Genomic DNA, 14,998 nt, shown 5'->3' on the forward strand with positions numbered 1-14,998 from the left:
CGATGCCGAGGTTGATCTCAGGGCCAGGCAGGCGGGAGACAAAAAAGGCGTCCCACCAGTTGCCTGGCGAGGACGCCTTTGTCCAGGTCCCGATCGAGCGGGAGGGCACCGTTTTCCGCATTGAGGGCGGTGCCGTTGTAGATTTGCGAATTCTTCATTGCAGAGGGCATGCCAAGTCCCGTTCATGGCCCTTTCACGCGGTTTTCACGGGTTTTGCCCTGCGTCGGCGCACCGCTTTGGAACTCGGCGCCATATCGATGCTCCGCCGTAGGGCGGGTGAAACCCGCGCCGCGAGCCTGCGGGTTTCACCCGCCCTACAGGAGCGCTACCAGCAGGATCAGGTTGACCAGCAGGGACAGCAACGCCACCCCGCGCCAGACCTTCAGCGGTTCGCGCTCCAGCAGCGGCCGCGGACGCACGCCGAGCGCCTGGCGCTCGCCCTGTTCCAGGGCCAGCAGCCATTCCTCGGCCGTCTCGAAACGCTCGCCCGGGCTGGCGGCCACGGCGCGCAGCAGGCCGTCGTCGAGCCAGGCCGGCAGGTCCGGGCGGTAGCGACTGGGCGCAGCGGGCTTGCCGAAGCGCGGGTGCTGGAAGGCCTCGATCTCGCCATAGGGGTAGTGGCCGGTGAGCAAGCGGTAGAGGGTGACGCCGGCGGCGTAGAGGTCCTGGCGGTGGTCCGGGGCGGCGCCGGCGAAGGCCTCGGGGGCGATGTAGCTAGGCGTGCCGGGCAGGGCGTGCTGCTCGTCGCGGGACAGGCCGGGGCAGTAGGCCAGGCCGAAGTCGAGCAGGCGCAGTTCGCCGTCGTCGCACCACAGCAGGTTCTCCGGCTTGATGTCGCGGTGCAGGATGTTGCGCCGGTGCAGCAGGCCCAGGGCGCGGAGCAGGCGCGGGGCCAGGTCGAGCCATTCCGGCAGGCCCAGCGGGCCGGACAGGCGCAGGTGCTCGGCCAGGGTCTGGCCGGCGTATTCGCGCTGCACGTAATAGAGGTGCTGGCGCTGCGGCAGCGGATGCGCCTCGGGGAAATGGCGACCGGCCACCCGGCGCAGAAACCATTCCTCCTGCAGCAGGGCCGGCCCGGCCTGGACTTCGTCGTGACGGCTGGGCGGCAGGGTCTTGAGCAGCCAGCGCCGGGCCTGGGCGTCGTGCACCCGGTAGACCAGCGACTGGCGCGACTCGGCCAGCAGACGCTCGACCTGCCAGCCCTCGAAGTCCTGGCCCTCGCGCAGCCTGGGCGGCAGCGGCCACTGCTGCAGCTGGGCCAGGGTGTCGGCCAGGCCACTCTCCGGCAAGGCGTCGACCCGGACCAGCACGGCGCTGGCGTTGTCCTGGCTGCCGGCCAGGTGAGCGGCGGCGACCAGCGCCTGGCAGGCGGCGGCCGGGGCGTCCTCGTCGAGCAGCAGGCAGCGGATGCCGGCGTCGCCCAAGACCGACCAGACGCCGTCGCTGACCAGCAGGTAGCACTCGTCCTCGCGCAGCTCGCCCTCCAGATAATCCACCACCAGGTGCTGGTCCAGGCCCAGTGCGCGCTTGAGCACGTGCTGCATGCCCGGCTGCTCCCACACGTGGTCCTCGCTGAGGCGTTCCAGTTCGCCGGCGTGCCAGCGGTAGGCGCGGCAGTCGCCGACGTGGGCCAGGGTGAAGCGCCGCCCGCGCAGGACCAGGGCGGAGAGGGTGGTGAGCAACGGCTGGCCGCCGCCGTTGGCCTGCAGCCAGCGGTTGTGGGCGACCAGCAGGCGGTCCAGCGACTGGGCCACGGCCCAGGTCTCGGGGGTGGAGTAGTAGTCCAGCGCCAGGGCCTGCAGGGTGGCGCGGGCGGCCAGGCCGCCGTCGGCGCACTGGCTGACGCCATCGGCCAGGGCGAACAGGAAGCCCTTGCTGGTCGCCATGGCTGGCGCCGGGGTGACCACGCGGATGGCGTCCTGGTTCTCCGCGCGGGGGCCGGTGGCGGTGGCTTCGCCGAAGCTCAGTTGCAGGGCCATGCGGGTTCTCTGTGGTGGCGGATGCGCAATGGCGCACCCTGCGGGCGTTTGGGACAAAGGCGGGGCCGGTGTGGCTCCGGAGCGTTGCCGCTCCGCCTTTCCTGACCAGTGCGATGAGCGTCGGCCGGCTCCGCCTTTGTCCCAAACGTCCTGGCGGGGCCGGGCAAACCCAGCGCCCGCAGGGCTACACGCGGGCGGCGGTGACGGCGGCCGAGCCCCAGGTGGTGCGCCAGCGCAGCTTGACGCCGTGCAGGCCGAACCAGGCCAGCACGCCGAGGCTGGCGAACAGCCACAGGCCGAGCTGGTAGTCGCCGGTGGTCTGCTTGATGGCGCCGAGCCCGGCGGTCAGGCAGAAGCCGCCGATGCCGCCGGCCATGCCGATCAGCCCGGTCATCACGCCGATCTCCCGGCGGAAGCGCTGAGGCACCAGCTGGAACACCGCGCCGTTGCCGGCGCCCAGGCTGAGCATGGCGAGCACGAACAGGGCCAGGGCGGCGTAGGCGCTGGGCAGGTTGAAGCCGACCGCGGCGATGCACACGGAAGCGCAGGTGTACATCACCAGCAGCGAGCGGATGCCGCCGATGCGGTCGGCCAGGGCGCCGCCCAGCGGGCGCATCAGGCTGCCGGCGAACACGCAGGCGGCGGTGTAGTAGCCGGCCTTGACCGGGTCGAAGCCGTACTGGTCGTGGAAGTAGCCGGGCAGGGTGCTGGCCAGGCCGAGGAAGCCGCCGAAGGTCACGCTGTAGAAGAACATGAACCACCAGCTGTCGCGGTCGCCGAGGGCCTTGAGGTAGTCGCCCAGCGCCTTCGGCTCGGGGCGGGTCGGCGCGTTGCGGGCCACGCCGGCGAAGATGATCAGGGTCAGCACCAGCGGGATCAGCGCCAGACCGAACACGTTGCTCCAGCCGAAGCTGGCGGCCAGCACCGGGGCGAACAAGGCGGCCAGCACGGTGCCGGAGTTGCCGGCCCCGGCGATGCCCATGGCCTTGCCCTGGTGCTGCGGCGGGTACCACTGGGAGGCCAGCGGCAGGGCCACCGCGAAGGAGGCGCCGGCGAAGCCGAGGAACAGGCCGAGCAGCAGTGCCTGCTGGTAATTGTGGATGCCGTGCTGCCAGGCCACCGCCAGGGCGGCGATGACGATCACCTGGCCGACCAGGCCGGCGCTCTTCGGCGAGGTGCGGTCGGCCAGCAGGCCCATCAGGAAACGCAGCACCGCGCCGGCCAGGATCGGCGTGGCGACCATCATGGCGCGCTGCTGGGTGGTCAGGCCCAGGTCGCTGGCGATCTGCACGCCCAGCGGGCCGAGCACGTACCAGACCATGAAGCTCAGGTCGAAATAGAGGAACGCGGCGAACAGCGTCGGGGCGTGGCCGGCCTTCCAGAAACTCGTATTCATCCAACACCTCGTCATCGAGTGAAAATCCCGCCGGCGGCGCGGCGAGGTGGTCGTGGACACGCCACCGCGCCGCCGAGGGGAGAGCCCGGCGCTTGTGGCGCCAGGCCCCGTGGCCGAAGCCACAGACAGTTGAGAGAGTGACCGGCGGGTGCCCGGATCGCGGTCCACCCACCACCCCATGCACTGGGGCTGAAACGCAAAAGGCGCCGCACCACTGACCGCCGGAGCGGGATGGTGCGACGCCTTTGTCGTATCGGTGGCAACCGCCGTTGGATGCCTTGGCAGGGCTTGAGCAAGACTCGGGCCAAGCCGCGAATCCCTGGTAAATCGCCCCTTGGGAGGTATTCGGGTGGTTCGTCTGGTGCAAGACGGTGCGTGCCGCGAGGCGGGCGCACCGAGTCGGGGCGCGATCAGGGTGCCGGCGGCGCCGGGAAGCGCACCACCGGGCCGTTCGGCTCCTGGCCCGGCGGCAGCGCGGCGGGCGCCGGCTGGCCGGCCTCGCCGAGCTGGACGACGAAGCGGTGGATGCTGCGCAGGTCGTCCTCGCTCATCAGATGCAGGGCGCGGTTGGGCATCGGCGGGCGGTAGCTGGCGCCGCGCGCCAGGCGTATCCACTGCTCCTCGCTGAGCTTCGGCAGCAGCAGGCGCAGGTTGCTCGGGTAGGTGGTGCCCCAGGGACCGCTCCAGCCGAGGCTGTCGCCGGTCAGCCAGGCGCTCTGCGGCACCTGCTCCGGGGCCATGGAATAGCCGGTGGTGTGGCAGTCGTTGCAGCCCGCCACCTCAACTAGGTAGCGGCCGTGCTCGGCGGAAGGCTCGGCCCGGGCCGTCAGTGCGCAGAACAGGATGACGAGGGCGGAAAGGGAAGGGGTGGTGCGGGGCATGGCGTCGGCTCGCTGAATGTCGGAGCCCCGTTATCCCCGGTCAGCGTTCGCCGAGCGTTCGTACCGCCGCAGAACCTGCTTACACTCTCCTGAATTGGCAAAAAGGCCGCTTTCAACACAGCCTGGCCGCGAGTCAGGAGAGTGTAGGCAGGTTCTCAGTCCAGCCAGTTGACCTCGGGGAAGGTGGCGCTGAAGGCCTCCGGCATCGCTATCACCTTGCCCTGGCGGTAGTCGAAAAACACGAAGCCGGACTTGGCCAGCGCGATCAGGGTGCCGTCCGCCGGGCGTGTGATGCGGAAGATGATGTCGCCGCCGTAGCGGTTGAAGTCCATCACGCCGACCTCGAACAGCAGCTGGTCGCGGGCGTGGGACTCGGCGCGGTACATGGTGGCCAGGTCGGTGACGATGATGCCCTGCTGGCTGTCGGTCTCGCGGATGCCGGAATCGAACAGGAAGCGCGCCCGGGCCTCGGAGATCATCGAGATCATGGCGTCGTTGCCCAGGTGGTTGCTGGCGTTGATGTCGGTGCTGCGCACGGTCATGTGGGTGCTGTAGCGGAACTGCTGCTGCGAGAAGTCGAGCTGGAGACGGGCCATGGATCACTGCTGCCTGGTCTGGGAAAAAGGGCGCCAGTCTACCGCCTGCATCGCGCATTTCCAGCGGCCGACGATCTGACCGCGGCCCCCGGCTTCCGCTACAATGCCGCGGTTTTCGATTCCTGCGAGCCCGCCATGTCCTGCCAGACCCCGATCATCGTTGCCCTCGACTTCCCCTCCCGTGACGCCGCCCTGGCCCTGGCCGACCAACTCGACCCGAAGCTGTGCCGGGTCAAGGTGGGCAAGGAGCTGTTCACCAGCTGCGCCGCGGAAATCGTCTCGACCCTGCGCGAGCGCGGCTTCGACGTGTTCCTCGACCTGAAATTCCACGACATCCCCAACACCACCGCCATGGCGGTCAAGGCGGCGGCGGAGATGGGCGTGTGGATGGTCAACGTGCACTGCTCCGGTGGCCTGCGCATGATGGCGGCCTGCCGCGAGACGCTGGACAGGTTCAATGGCCCGAAGCCGCTGTTGATCGGCGTGACCGTGCTGACCAGCATGGAGCGCGAGGACCTGGCCGGCATCGGCCTGGATGTGGAGCCGCAGGAGCAGGTGCTGCGCCTGGCCGCCCTGGCCGCCCGCGCCGGCATGGACGGCCTTGTCTGCTCGGCCCAGGAGGCACCGGCGCTGAAGATCGCCCAGCCGGGCCTGCAGCTGGTGACCCCAGGCATCCGCCCCGCCGGCAGCGCGGTCGACGACCAGCGCCGCATCCTCACCCCGGCCGAGGCCCTGCAGGCCGGCTCCGACTACCTGGTGATCGGCCGTCCGATCAGCCAGGCCGTCGACCCGGCCAGGGCACTGGCCGAGATCGTCGCCCAGCTGGGCTGAGGCGACGCCACGCCATCCCGGATTGCATCCGGGCTACGTCCGAAGCGTGATGGAGCATGGGGCGCTCCATCATTCCTCTGGATGATCCGGCACATCGCACCCTGATAGTGCTGCTCGCCGCCCCCCGCGCTGGCTAGACTCTTCGCCCACTTCCAACTCCCTGCGAGGATGCAGACATGAGCATGACGTTCTCGGGCAAGGTCGCCCTGGTCACCGGCGGCGCCGCCGGCATCGGCCGTACCACGGCACTGGCGTTCGCCGCCGAAGGGCTGCAGGTGGTGGTCTCCGACGTCGACGCGACGGGCGGCGAGGGCACCGTACAGGCCATCCGCGACGCTGGTGGCGAAGCGACCTTCGTGCGCTGCGACGTGACCCGTGACGCCGAGGTGCAGGCGCTGATGGAACAGGTCGTCGCCACCTACGGCCGCCTGGACTACGCCTTCAACAACGCCGGCATCGAGATCGAGAAGGGCAAGCTGGCCGAGGGCAGCGAGGCCGAGTTCGACGCCATCATGGGCGTCAACGTCAAGGGCGTGTGGCTGTGCATGAAGCACCAGCTGCCGCTGCTGCTGGCGCAGGGTGGCGGCGCCATCGTCAACACCGCCTCGGTCGCCGGCCTCGGCGCCGCGCCGAAGATGAGCATCTACGCCGCCTCCAAGCACGCGGTGATCGGCCTGACCAAGTCGGCCGCCATCGAGTACGCCAAGAAGAAGATCCGGGTGAACGCGGTATGCCCGGCGGTGATCGACACCGACATGTTCCGCCGCGCCGCCGAGGCCGACCCGAAGAAGGCCGAGTTCGTCGCCGCCATGCACCCGGTCGGCCGCATCGGCAAGCCGGAGGAGATAGCCGCCGCGGTGCTGTACCTGTGCAGCGCCGCCGCCGCCTTCACCACCGGCCACAGCCTGGCCGTGGATGGCGGTTCCACGGCCATCTGAATCGAGAATTGGCGCGGGTTTCACCCGCCCTACGGCGCTGAAACACTTGTCAGTGCCGAAGCTCTTGTGGGAGCGGCCTTGGCCGCGAACTTCGCGGCCAAGGCCGCTCCCACAGAGTCAGGGCTTCTAAACAGGCACTCAGGACAACCCCAGGCGCCGATCCAGACCACTGCGGCGGATGATCCACTTCTCCAGCTCGGCCACGCAGAACACCATCAGCCCGGCCGCCACGATCTTCAGCCACTCGCCGGCCGCCAGGTCGGTGGAGCCGAACACCGCCTGCAGCGGCCCCCAGTAGGTGAAGGCCAGCTGCAGCGGGATGCACGCGGCGATCGCCATCAGCACGTAGGGGTTGCCCAGCAGGCCGCGGCGGTTGAGCGCCGGCGCCAGGATGTAGCGGCTGTTGATCAGGTAGAACATCTCCGACACCACCACCGCGTTGACCGCAATGGTCCGCGCCTGCTCCACGCTGGTGCCGGCCTGCAGCTCCCAGTAGAACAGGCCGAAGGCGCCGAACATCATCAGCACCGACACCAGCAGCACGCGCCAGACGAAGAAGCCCGACAGCAGCGGCGTGCCCGGCGGACGGGGGCGGCGGCCCATGATGTCGCCCTCGGCGGGCTCGAAGGCCAGGGCCAGGCCCAGGGTGCTGGAGGTGACCATGTTGATCCACAGCACCTGGGCCGGGCTCAGCGGCAGGGTGAGCTGGAGCAGGATGGCGGCGATCACCACCAGCGCCTCGCCGCCGTTGGTGGGCAGCATGAACAGGATGAATTTCTTCAGGTTGTCGTAGACCGCGCGTCCCTCGCGCACGGCGCGGACGATGGTGGCGAAGTTGTCGTCGGCCAGCACCACGTCCGAGGCCTCCTTGGCCGCCTCGGTGCCCTTGAGGCCCATGGCGACGCCGACGTCGGCGCGCTTGAGCGCCGGCGCGTCGTTGACCCCGTCGCCGGTCATCGCCACCACCTGGCCGTCGTCCTGCAGCGCCTGCACCAGGCGCAGCTTGTGCTCGGGGCTGGCGCGGGCGAACACGTCGATCTCCATGGCGACCCGACGCAGCGCGCTCTCGTCCATCATCGCCACCTCGGCGCCGGTCACCGCCGGCTTGCCGACGCCGATGGCCAACTGCGCGCCGATGGCCCGGGCGGTCTCGGCGTGGTCGCCGGTGATCATCTTGACCCGCACGCCGGCCCGGTGGCAGTCGGCGATGGCGGCGATGGCCTCGTCGCGCGGCGGGTCGATGATGCCGACCAGGGCCAGCAGGGTGAAACCCTCCTGGGTGTCGTCGAAGTCTAGGTTGAGGGTATCCGGCCCCACCGGCTTGCGCGCCAGGGCCAGCAGGCGCAGGCCCTGGGCGGCGGTGTCGGTGGCCATGCGCCGCCAGTGGTCGGCGTCCAGCGGCTGCTCCAGGCTGCCGTGGCCGAGCTGGCGGTCGCACATTTCGAGGATGCGCTCCGGCGCGCCCTTGACCAGTATCCAGCGCTCGTCGTCGAGGCCGCGATGGAGGGTGGCCATGAAGCGGTGCTGGGACTCGAAGGGGATACTGTCCAGGCGCGGCCAGGCGCTGCAGATCGGGTCGTGCTCGTGGCGGCACTTGCTGCCGAGCACCAGCAGCGCGCCCTCGGTGGGGTCGCCTTCGACCTGCCACAGGCCGTCGTCGTCGCGCATGCGCGCGTCGTTGCACAGCACGCCGGCGCGGATCGCCCATTCGAGGGCGGGGTAGTGGGTGACCTCGACCTTGCGCCCGTCGACGCTGAGGTCGCCGACCGGCGCGTAGCCGACGCCGCCGACATCGAACACGTGGCCGGCGCAGACCACGCGCTGCACGGTCATCTCGTTGCGGGTCAGGGTGCCGGTCTTGTCCGAGCAGATCACCGTCACCGAACCGAGCGTCTCCACCGCCGGCAGGCGGCGCACGATGGCATGGCGCCGGGCCATGCGCTGCACGCCGAGGGCGAGGGTGACGGTCATGATCGCCGGCAGCCCCTCGGGGATCGCCGAGGCGACCAGGGCCACCACCATCATGAACATCTCTTCCGGCGAATGGCCGCGCCACAGGGTGCCGAGGACGAAGGTGAGGGCGCCGATGGCGAGAATAGCGATGGCCAGCATGCGGCCGAAGCGGTCGATCTGGCGCAGCAGCGGGGTCGCCATCATGCGCACACCGGCGAGCATGCGGTTGATCTGGCCCAGCTCGGTGGCCACGCCGGTGCCGACCACCACGCCGGTGGCCTGGCCGTAGACCACCAGGGTGCCGGAGTAGGCCATGCCGTAGCGGTCGCCCAGCGGCGCATCCTCGACCACCGCGTCGACGGCCTTCTCCACCGGCAGGGATTCGCCGGTGAGCGCGGCTTCCTCGACCCGCAGCTCCTTCACCGCGATCAGCCGCAGGTCGGCCGGCACGCGGTCGCCGGAGGCGAGCAGCACCAGGTCGCCGGGCACCAGCTCGCCGGCATCGATCTCCTGGCGCTTGCCGGCGCGGATCACCGTGGCGTGGGGCGAGAGCATGGCGCGGATGGCGTCCAGCGCGGCCTCGGCCTTGCCCTCCTGGATGAAGCCGATGATGGCGTTGATCAGCACCGCCGCCAGCAGCACGCCGGTGTCGACCCAGTGGCCGAGCAGGGCGGTGACCAGGGCGGCGGCCATCATCACGTACAGCAGGATGTTGTGGAACTGCAGCAGCAGACGCATCAGCGGGCCGCGCCGCTTGGGCGGGGTCAGGCGGTTGGGGCCGTATTGCTGCAGGCGCTGGTCGACTTCCGCCGGATCGAGCCCGCCGGGGCCGGTGGCCAGTTCGCGCTGGACCTCTTCGGCCGCGAGGGCATGCCAGGAGGGGGGACTGGTCTGTTCGCTCATGCGGGGATTCCTTCGCTCTCTTTTATTACACGCTGGGCGAGCAGCGGGGCGTCGGTCTTGACCCAGAGCAAGGCTAGACGGCATCGCCGGCCCTGGTTGCCGGCGAATTTTTTGCATTCTGTAACGAGAAACCCTCATGTTTGGCACGATCGGCCAGTTACATCGCCTAACCGTCTCGTCAAGAATCGGGGCGGTTCAATCGGAGATACAAGAATAATGACCGCTTCGCCCTTGCTGACCGCGTTCCTCCCCATTGCCCTCGGCATCATCATGCTCGGGCTGGGCCTGTCCCTGACCCTGGCCGACTTCGCCCGGGTGGTGAAATTTCCCAAGCCGGTGCTGATCGGCCTCGTCTGCCAGATCCTGCTGCTGCCGTTCCTGTGCTTCCTGATCGCCAAGGGCTTCGGCCTGGCGCCGGCGCTGGCGGTCGGCCTGATGCTGCTGGCGGCCTCGCCCGGCGGCACCTCGGCCAACCTCTACAGCCACCTGGCCCACGGCGACGTGGCGCTGAACGTGACCCTCACGGCGGTCAACTCGGTGATCGCCATCCTCACCATGCCGTTCATCGTCAACCTGTCGCTGGCCTACTTCATGGAGGGCGACCAGGCCATTCCGCTGCAGTTCGCCAAGGTGGTGCAGGTGTTCGCCATCGTCCTCGGCCCGGTGGCCATCGGCATGGTGATTCGCAGGCTGGCGCCGGGCTTCGCCCAGGCCATGGAGAAGCCGGTGAAGATCATCTCCGCGCTGTTCCTGGTGCTGGTGATCGTGCTGGCCTTCGTCAAGGACTGGCAGACCGTGGTCGAGTACGCCCCGGTGGTCGGCGTGGCGGCGCTGCTGTTCAACCTGATCAGCCTGGGGGTCGGCTACTTCGTGCCGCGCCTGCTCAAGCTGCCGCAGCGCCAGGCCGTGGCCATCGGCATGGAGATCGGCATCCACAACGGCACCCTGGCCATCGCCCTGGCGCTGAGCCCGTCGCTGCTGAACAACCCGACCATGGGCATCCCGGCGGCCATCTACAGCTTCTTCATGTTCTTCACCGCCGCCGCCTTCGGCTGGTGGGTCAACTACGCCCACGGCAAGGAACTGGCCGAGGAGGCCAAGGCGGCAGGCTGATCCCGGCTGTAAACGAAAACGCCCGGGCATACCCGGGCGTTTTTCATTGTTTGTTGATGTACGGCGTAGGAGTGAGCTTTGCTCGCGAAGCTCTTGCGCAGCCCTGTTCGCGAGCAGAGCTCGCTCCTACGGCCCCTTGCGCCAGTTGAGTATCAGCAGGGTGACGGCGCCGCCGACCAGCCCCCAGAACGCGGAACCGATGCCCAGCAGCGTCATGCCCGACGCGGTGATCATGAAGGTGGTCAGCGCCGCGTCCCGCTCGGCCGGCACCTGCATGGCCTGGGCCAGACCGTTGCCGATGGAGCCGAGCAGGGCCAGCGCGGCGATGGACAGGATCAGGGCGCTCGGCAGGGCGGCGAACAGCGCCGCGAGGGTGGCGGCGAAGATGCCGGCGATGCCATAGAACAACCCGCACCAAAGCGCGGCGGTGTAGCGCTTGCGCTTGTCCTCATGGGCCTCGGCGCCGGTGCAGATGGCGGCGCTGATGGCGGCCAGGTTGATGCCGTGGGAGCCGAACGGCGCGAGCAGCAGCGAGGCGAGGCCGGTGCTGGCGATCAGCGGCGAGGGCGGCACCTGGTAGCCGTCGGCGCGCAGCACGGCCAGGCCAGGGATGTTCTGCGAGGCCATCGCCACCACGAACAGCGGGATGCCGATGCTGATCGCCGCGCTCAGGGAGAAGCTCGGCGTGGTCCACACCGGCACCGCCACCTCCAGCTTGAAGTGGCTGAAGTCGAGCATGCCCTGCGCACCGGCCAGGACGCCGCCGACCACCAGCGCCACCATCACTGCGTAGCGCGGCACCAGTCGCTTGCTGATCAGGAAGCTGAAGAACATTGCCAGCACCAGCGTGGTGCTGGTTTGCGCGGCAACGAATATCTCGCTGCCGATGCGGAACAGGATACCGGCCAGCAGCGCCGCCGCCAGCGAGCCGGGCAGGTGGCGCATGACCCGCTCGAAGGCGCCGGACAGGCCGAGCAGGCTGAGCAGCACGGCGCACACCACGAAGGCGCCGACCGCCTCGGGGTAGCTCACACCGGGCAGGCTGGTGATCAGCAGGGCCGCGCCGGGGGTCGACCAGGCCACCACGATGGGCGTGCGGTAGCGCAGCGACAGGGCGATGGTGCACACCGCCATGCCGATGGACAGCGCCCACAGCCAGGAGGAAATCTGCGCGGCGCTGAGCCCGGCGGCCTGGCCAGCCTGGAACATCAGCACCAGCGAACTGGTGTAGCCGGTGAGCGCCGCTACAAAGCCGGCCACCACGGCGGAGGGCGAGGAGTCGGCGAGCGGGCGAGGGCGGCTGGAGGTGTCCATGGTTTCCGTGGTGTCGCTCATCAGAAGGTGCCCTTGACGTCGGCCAGGATAGGGTAGAGCGAGGCCACCAGCAGCAGGGCCATGCCGATATTGAACGCGCGCAGCACCCGCGGCCGATCCAGCCAGCGGCGCAGCAGGCTGCCGGCCACCGTCCACAGGCCGACGCTGGGGCAGTTGACCAGGGCGAACAGCGCGGCGATCAGCAGCACATTGACCAGGAAGCCGTCCTGCGGGGTGTAGGTGGTGATGGCGCCGATGGCCATGATCCATGCCTTGGGGTTGACCCACTGGAAGGCCGCGGCCTGGAGGAAGGTGAACGGCTTGCCGGTGCTCCTGCCCTCGGCGTCGGGGGCGCCCGAGCCGGCGATCTTCCAGGCCAGGTACAGCAGGTAGGCGGCGCCGAGGTAGCGCAGCGCGGTGTACAGCGGCGGGAAGCGCTCGAACAGCTGGCCGAGACCGAGGCCCACGGCCGCCACCAGCATCATGAAGCCGAGGCTGATGCCGAGCATGTGCGGCACGCTGCGGCGCACCCCGAAGTTCACCCCCGAGGCGAGCAGCATCATGTTGTTGGGGCCGGGCGTCACCGAGGTGACGAAGGCGAAGAGGACGAAGGCGATCAGCAGTTCCAGGGTCATGGCGGTTCTCCGTGAATGCTGGCAGCCTATGCGCAGCCCGTCCGGGCGTCGCCGTACAGCGGCACCGACAATCGTCGGTACAGTCGCGCGGGATCGGCGAGGCTCGAATCACTGTTCCCATCACAGCAAGGAAGTGGCATGGACCCGAACAATCCCTACGCGGCACCCCGGGTGGAGCTGATCGACGCTCGCCGGCCCCAGCAGTTGCCGGGCTGGAGTCCGGGCCAGCTGCAGGTGCTCGGCTGGCTCAACCTCGCCTACCTGGTCGCCACCGTCGCGGTGATCGGCCTCGCCTTCGCGCCGGAGCTGCAGATGACGGGCGACTGGCTGAGCGTGGCCAGTACGCTGCTGGGCAGCTACCTGGTGGTGCGCCTCAAGGCCTTCCTGGAGGCGCGCTTCGGCGCCACCGGCCTGACCTGGCCGGTGTGGCTGAGCGTGGGGTTGAGCCTGGTGCTGGAGGCGGTCCAGCTGTACTGGGGCGACGACGCACTGGCGGAGTTCAGCCTGCAATCGGCCCTCTACTTCGGCCTGCTGGCGCTGCTCGGTCTGGTCATCCTGTGGCTCGGCATCGCGCTGCTCAGGATCACCGATACCTATCCCGTCGTGCGCGTACTGGCCTGGCTGAACATCGCCAGCGGTGTGTTGGTGGCCTCGGTGATCCTGATGCTGGTCGGGGTCCTGCCGATGCTGGCGGCCATGGTCGCCAGCGCCCTGGTGTTCTTCCAGGGCGCCAGGGAGCTGAAGGGCGGCCAGGCGGCCTGATCAGTCCTCGCCGCCCGCCAGGCGAGCCCGGCCCAGCGCCTGGTTGATCGCCAGCCAGGCCTGCACCGCCGGCTCGCCGGCCTCCCGGAACACCCGGGCGAGCAGCCGTGACTGCTCGCGCCGCAGCGCCTGCTCCAGCCTGGCGCCTTCGGCGGTGAGGCCGAGCTGGCGTTTGCGCTTGTCGTCGCTGGCGGCCACGCTCTCCACCATGGACATCTCCTGCAACTGGCGCAGCGGCGTGTTCAGCGCCTGCTTGGTCACCCCCAGGTAGCCCAGCAATTCCTTCACGCTCAGCCCGGGGTGACGCGCGATGAAGAACAGGATGCGATGGTGCACCCGCGACAGGCCGCGCCGCGCCAGCATCTCGTCGGCCTTGGCGGTGAACGCCTGGTAGCCGAAGAAGAAGGCTTCCATGGCGATCTGTTGGGAACTTGGCTTTTTCAGGTCAAGCATATTGACGTATCTATCCTGGCCGTCGTAGTTTCGGTCAAACAGTTTGACCCAATTCATCCTGCCTGTGCTACCGGTGACTCCCATGGCCTTCTCCGAACGCGTTGCCCGCCTGAAAAGCTCCCTGATCCGTGAAATCCTCGCCGCGGCGCAACGTCCGGAGGTGATGTCCTTCGCCGGCGGCCTGCCGGCCGAGCCGATGCTGCCGAAGGTGGACTGGAGCGAGATGCCGGCCTCCATCGGCCAGTACGGCATGAGCGAGGGCGAGCCGGCGCTGCGCGAGGCCATCGCCGCCGAGGCCAGCAAGCTGGGCGTGCAGTGCGACGCCAGCCAGGTGCTGATCACCTGCGGCTCACAACAGACCCTGGATCTGGCCAGCAAGCTGTTCATCGACCCAGGCACCGAAATCCTCGTCGAGGGGCCGACCTACCTGGCCGCGCTGCAGTCCTTCCAGCTGTTCGGCGCCGACTGCCTCACCGTGCCCCAGGAAGCGGACGGCCCGCAGCTGGAGGCCCTGCGCGAGCGCCTGCAGAAGCACAAGCCGGCCTTCGCCTACCTGATCCCCACCTTCCAGAACCCTTCCGCCGTGCGCTACAGCGAGGCCAAGCGCGACGCGGTGGCGGCGCTGCTCGACGAATTCAACGTCACCCTGATCGAGGACGAGCCGTACCGCGAGCTGGTGTTCGACGCCGGCAGCGCAACCCCCATCGTCAGCCGCCTCAAGCGCGCCAGCTGGATCTACACCGGCACCGTGTCCAAGACCCTGCTGCCGGGGCTGCGCGTCGGCTTCCTGATCGCCACCCCGGACCTGTTCCCGCACCTGCTGCGCCTGAAGCAGGCCGCCGACCTGCACACCAACCGCATCGGCCAGTGGCAGGCGCTGCAGTGGTTCGGAACCGAGAAGTACCGGGCCCACCTGGCCGAGCTGCGTGACTTCTACCGGGTGCGCCGTGACGCCATGCAGGTGGCGCTGGAGGAGCATTTCGGCGACCTGGCGACCTGGCAGGTGCCGCAAGGCGGCCTGTTCTTCTGGCTGACCCTGAAGAGCACGCTGGACACCCGCACCCTGCTGCAGCCGGCCATGGCGCAGAACGTCGCGTTCATGCCGGGCGAGCCGTTCTTCAGCGAGCCGGACGACAACCTCGGCCATCTGCGGCTGAACTTCAGCCACGTGCCGCCGGAGCGCCTGGGTGAAGGCCTGCGCCGACTGGCCGCCGTGATCCGCGAAGCGCAGGAGGGCCGCTAGT

General features: G+C 69.2%; 13 protein-coding genes. 5 read left to right on the forward strand and 8 right to left on the reverse strand.

Going from position 1 to position 14,998, the window contains the following annotated elements; all coding sequences use genetic code 11:
- Positions 1 to 314: 314 nt before the first annotated feature.
- From N5D30_RS16930 to N5D30_RS16945, 4 genes are all read right to left on the reverse strand, one after another.
- On the reverse strand, positions 315 to 1,979 hold the full coding sequence (locus N5D30_RS16930) for a bifunctional protein-serine/threonine kinase/phosphatase (protein WP_279909887.1): 1,665 nt from the start codon (positions 1,977 to 1,979) through the stop codon (positions 315 to 317).
- A gap of 184 nt (positions 1,980 to 2,163) precedes the next feature.
- Positions 2,164 to 3,375, reverse strand: coding sequence for a NarK/NasA family nitrate transporter (locus N5D30_RS16935; RefSeq protein ID WP_279909888.1), 1,212 nt, complete (start codon positions 3,373 to 3,375; stop codon positions 2,164 to 2,166).
- 410 nt (positions 3,376 to 3,785) lie between these two features.
- Complete coding sequence (locus tag N5D30_RS16940; protein ID WP_279909889.1) at positions 3,786 to 4,256, reverse strand: cytochrome C; 471 nt, start codon at positions 4,254 to 4,256, stop codon at positions 3,786 to 3,788.
- A gap of 155 nt (positions 4,257 to 4,411) precedes the next feature.
- Positions 4,412 to 4,852: a thioesterase family protein gene (locus N5D30_RS16945; protein WP_279909890.1), complete on the reverse strand. Its 441-nt coding sequence runs from the start codon at positions 4,850 to 4,852 to the stop codon at positions 4,412 to 4,414.
- A gap of 135 nt (positions 4,853 to 4,987) precedes the next feature.
- Here N5D30_RS16945 and pyrF point away from each other — a divergent pair, with 135 nt between their 5' ends.
- Positions 4,988 to 5,683, forward strand: a complete 696-nt coding sequence (gene pyrF, locus N5D30_RS16950) for an orotidine-5'-phosphate decarboxylase (RefSeq protein WP_279909891.1) — start codon at positions 4,988 to 4,990, stop codon at positions 5,681 to 5,683.
- 176 nt (positions 5,684 to 5,859) lie between these two features.
- Entirely contained in the window at positions 5,860 to 6,621 is a 762-nt protein-coding gene (locus tag N5D30_RS16955) for an SDR family oxidoreductase (protein WP_279909892.1), read from the forward strand.
- 138 nt (positions 6,622 to 6,759) lie between these two features.
- On the opposite strand, the gene N5D30_RS16960 is transcribed toward N5D30_RS16955, so the two are convergent.
- Positions 6,760 to 9,477: a cation-transporting P-type ATPase gene (locus N5D30_RS16960; protein WP_279909893.1), complete on the reverse strand. Its 2,718-nt coding sequence runs from the start codon at positions 9,475 to 9,477 to the stop codon at positions 6,760 to 6,762.
- A gap of 216 nt (positions 9,478 to 9,693) precedes the next feature.
- Here N5D30_RS16960 and N5D30_RS16965 point away from each other — a divergent pair, with 216 nt between their 5' ends.
- Positions 9,694 to 10,590 (forward strand): bile acid:sodium symporter family protein, encoded by an 897-nt coding sequence (locus N5D30_RS16965; RefSeq protein ID WP_279902576.1) that lies wholly within the window; start codon positions 9,694 to 9,696, stop codon positions 10,588 to 10,590.
- A 126-nt stretch (positions 10,591 to 10,716) separates the two neighbouring features.
- On the opposite strand, the gene N5D30_RS16970 is transcribed toward N5D30_RS16965, so the two are convergent.
- Positions 10,717 to 11,925 carry a benzoate/H(+) symporter BenE family transporter gene (locus N5D30_RS16970; RefSeq protein WP_279909894.1) on the reverse strand — a complete coding sequence of 403 codons (1,209 nt, stop codon included), beginning with the start codon at positions 11,923 to 11,925 and terminating at the stop codon, positions 10,717 to 10,719.
- Complete coding sequence (locus N5D30_RS16975; RefSeq protein WP_279909895.1) at positions 11,925 to 12,539, reverse strand: LysE family translocator; 615 nt, start codon at positions 12,537 to 12,539, stop codon at positions 11,925 to 11,927. Before N5D30_RS16975 ends, N5D30_RS16970 begins: the two co-directional genes overlap by 1 nt.
- 138 nt (positions 12,540 to 12,677) lie before the next feature.
- Between N5D30_RS16975 and N5D30_RS16980 the strand changes: the two genes are divergently transcribed.
- Positions 12,678 to 13,301: a hypothetical protein gene (locus N5D30_RS16980; protein WP_279909896.1), complete on the forward strand. Its 624-nt coding sequence runs from the start codon at positions 12,678 to 12,680 to the stop codon at positions 13,299 to 13,301.
- On the opposite strand, the gene N5D30_RS16985 is transcribed toward N5D30_RS16980, so the two are convergent.
- Positions 13,302 to 13,754 (reverse strand): MarR family transcriptional regulator, encoded by a 453-nt coding sequence (locus N5D30_RS16985; RefSeq protein ID WP_279909897.1) that lies wholly within the window; start codon positions 13,752 to 13,754, stop codon positions 13,302 to 13,304. It abuts the gene before it with no gap.
- A gap of 82 nt (positions 13,755 to 13,836) precedes the next feature.
- On the opposite strand from N5D30_RS16985, the gene N5D30_RS16990 reads away from it, so the two are divergent.
- Positions 13,837 to 14,997 (forward strand): PLP-dependent aminotransferase family protein, encoded by a 1,161-nt coding sequence (locus N5D30_RS16990; RefSeq protein ID WP_279909898.1) that lies wholly within the window; start codon positions 13,837 to 13,839, stop codon positions 14,995 to 14,997.
- Position 14,998: the final 1 nt, after the last annotated feature.

Source organism: Pseudomonas sp. GD03875 (assembly GCF_029840585.1).
In the GTDB taxonomy this organism is placed as follows: Bacteria; Pseudomonadota; Gammaproteobacteria; order Pseudomonadales; family Pseudomonadaceae; genus Aquipseudomonas; species Aquipseudomonas paralcaligenes.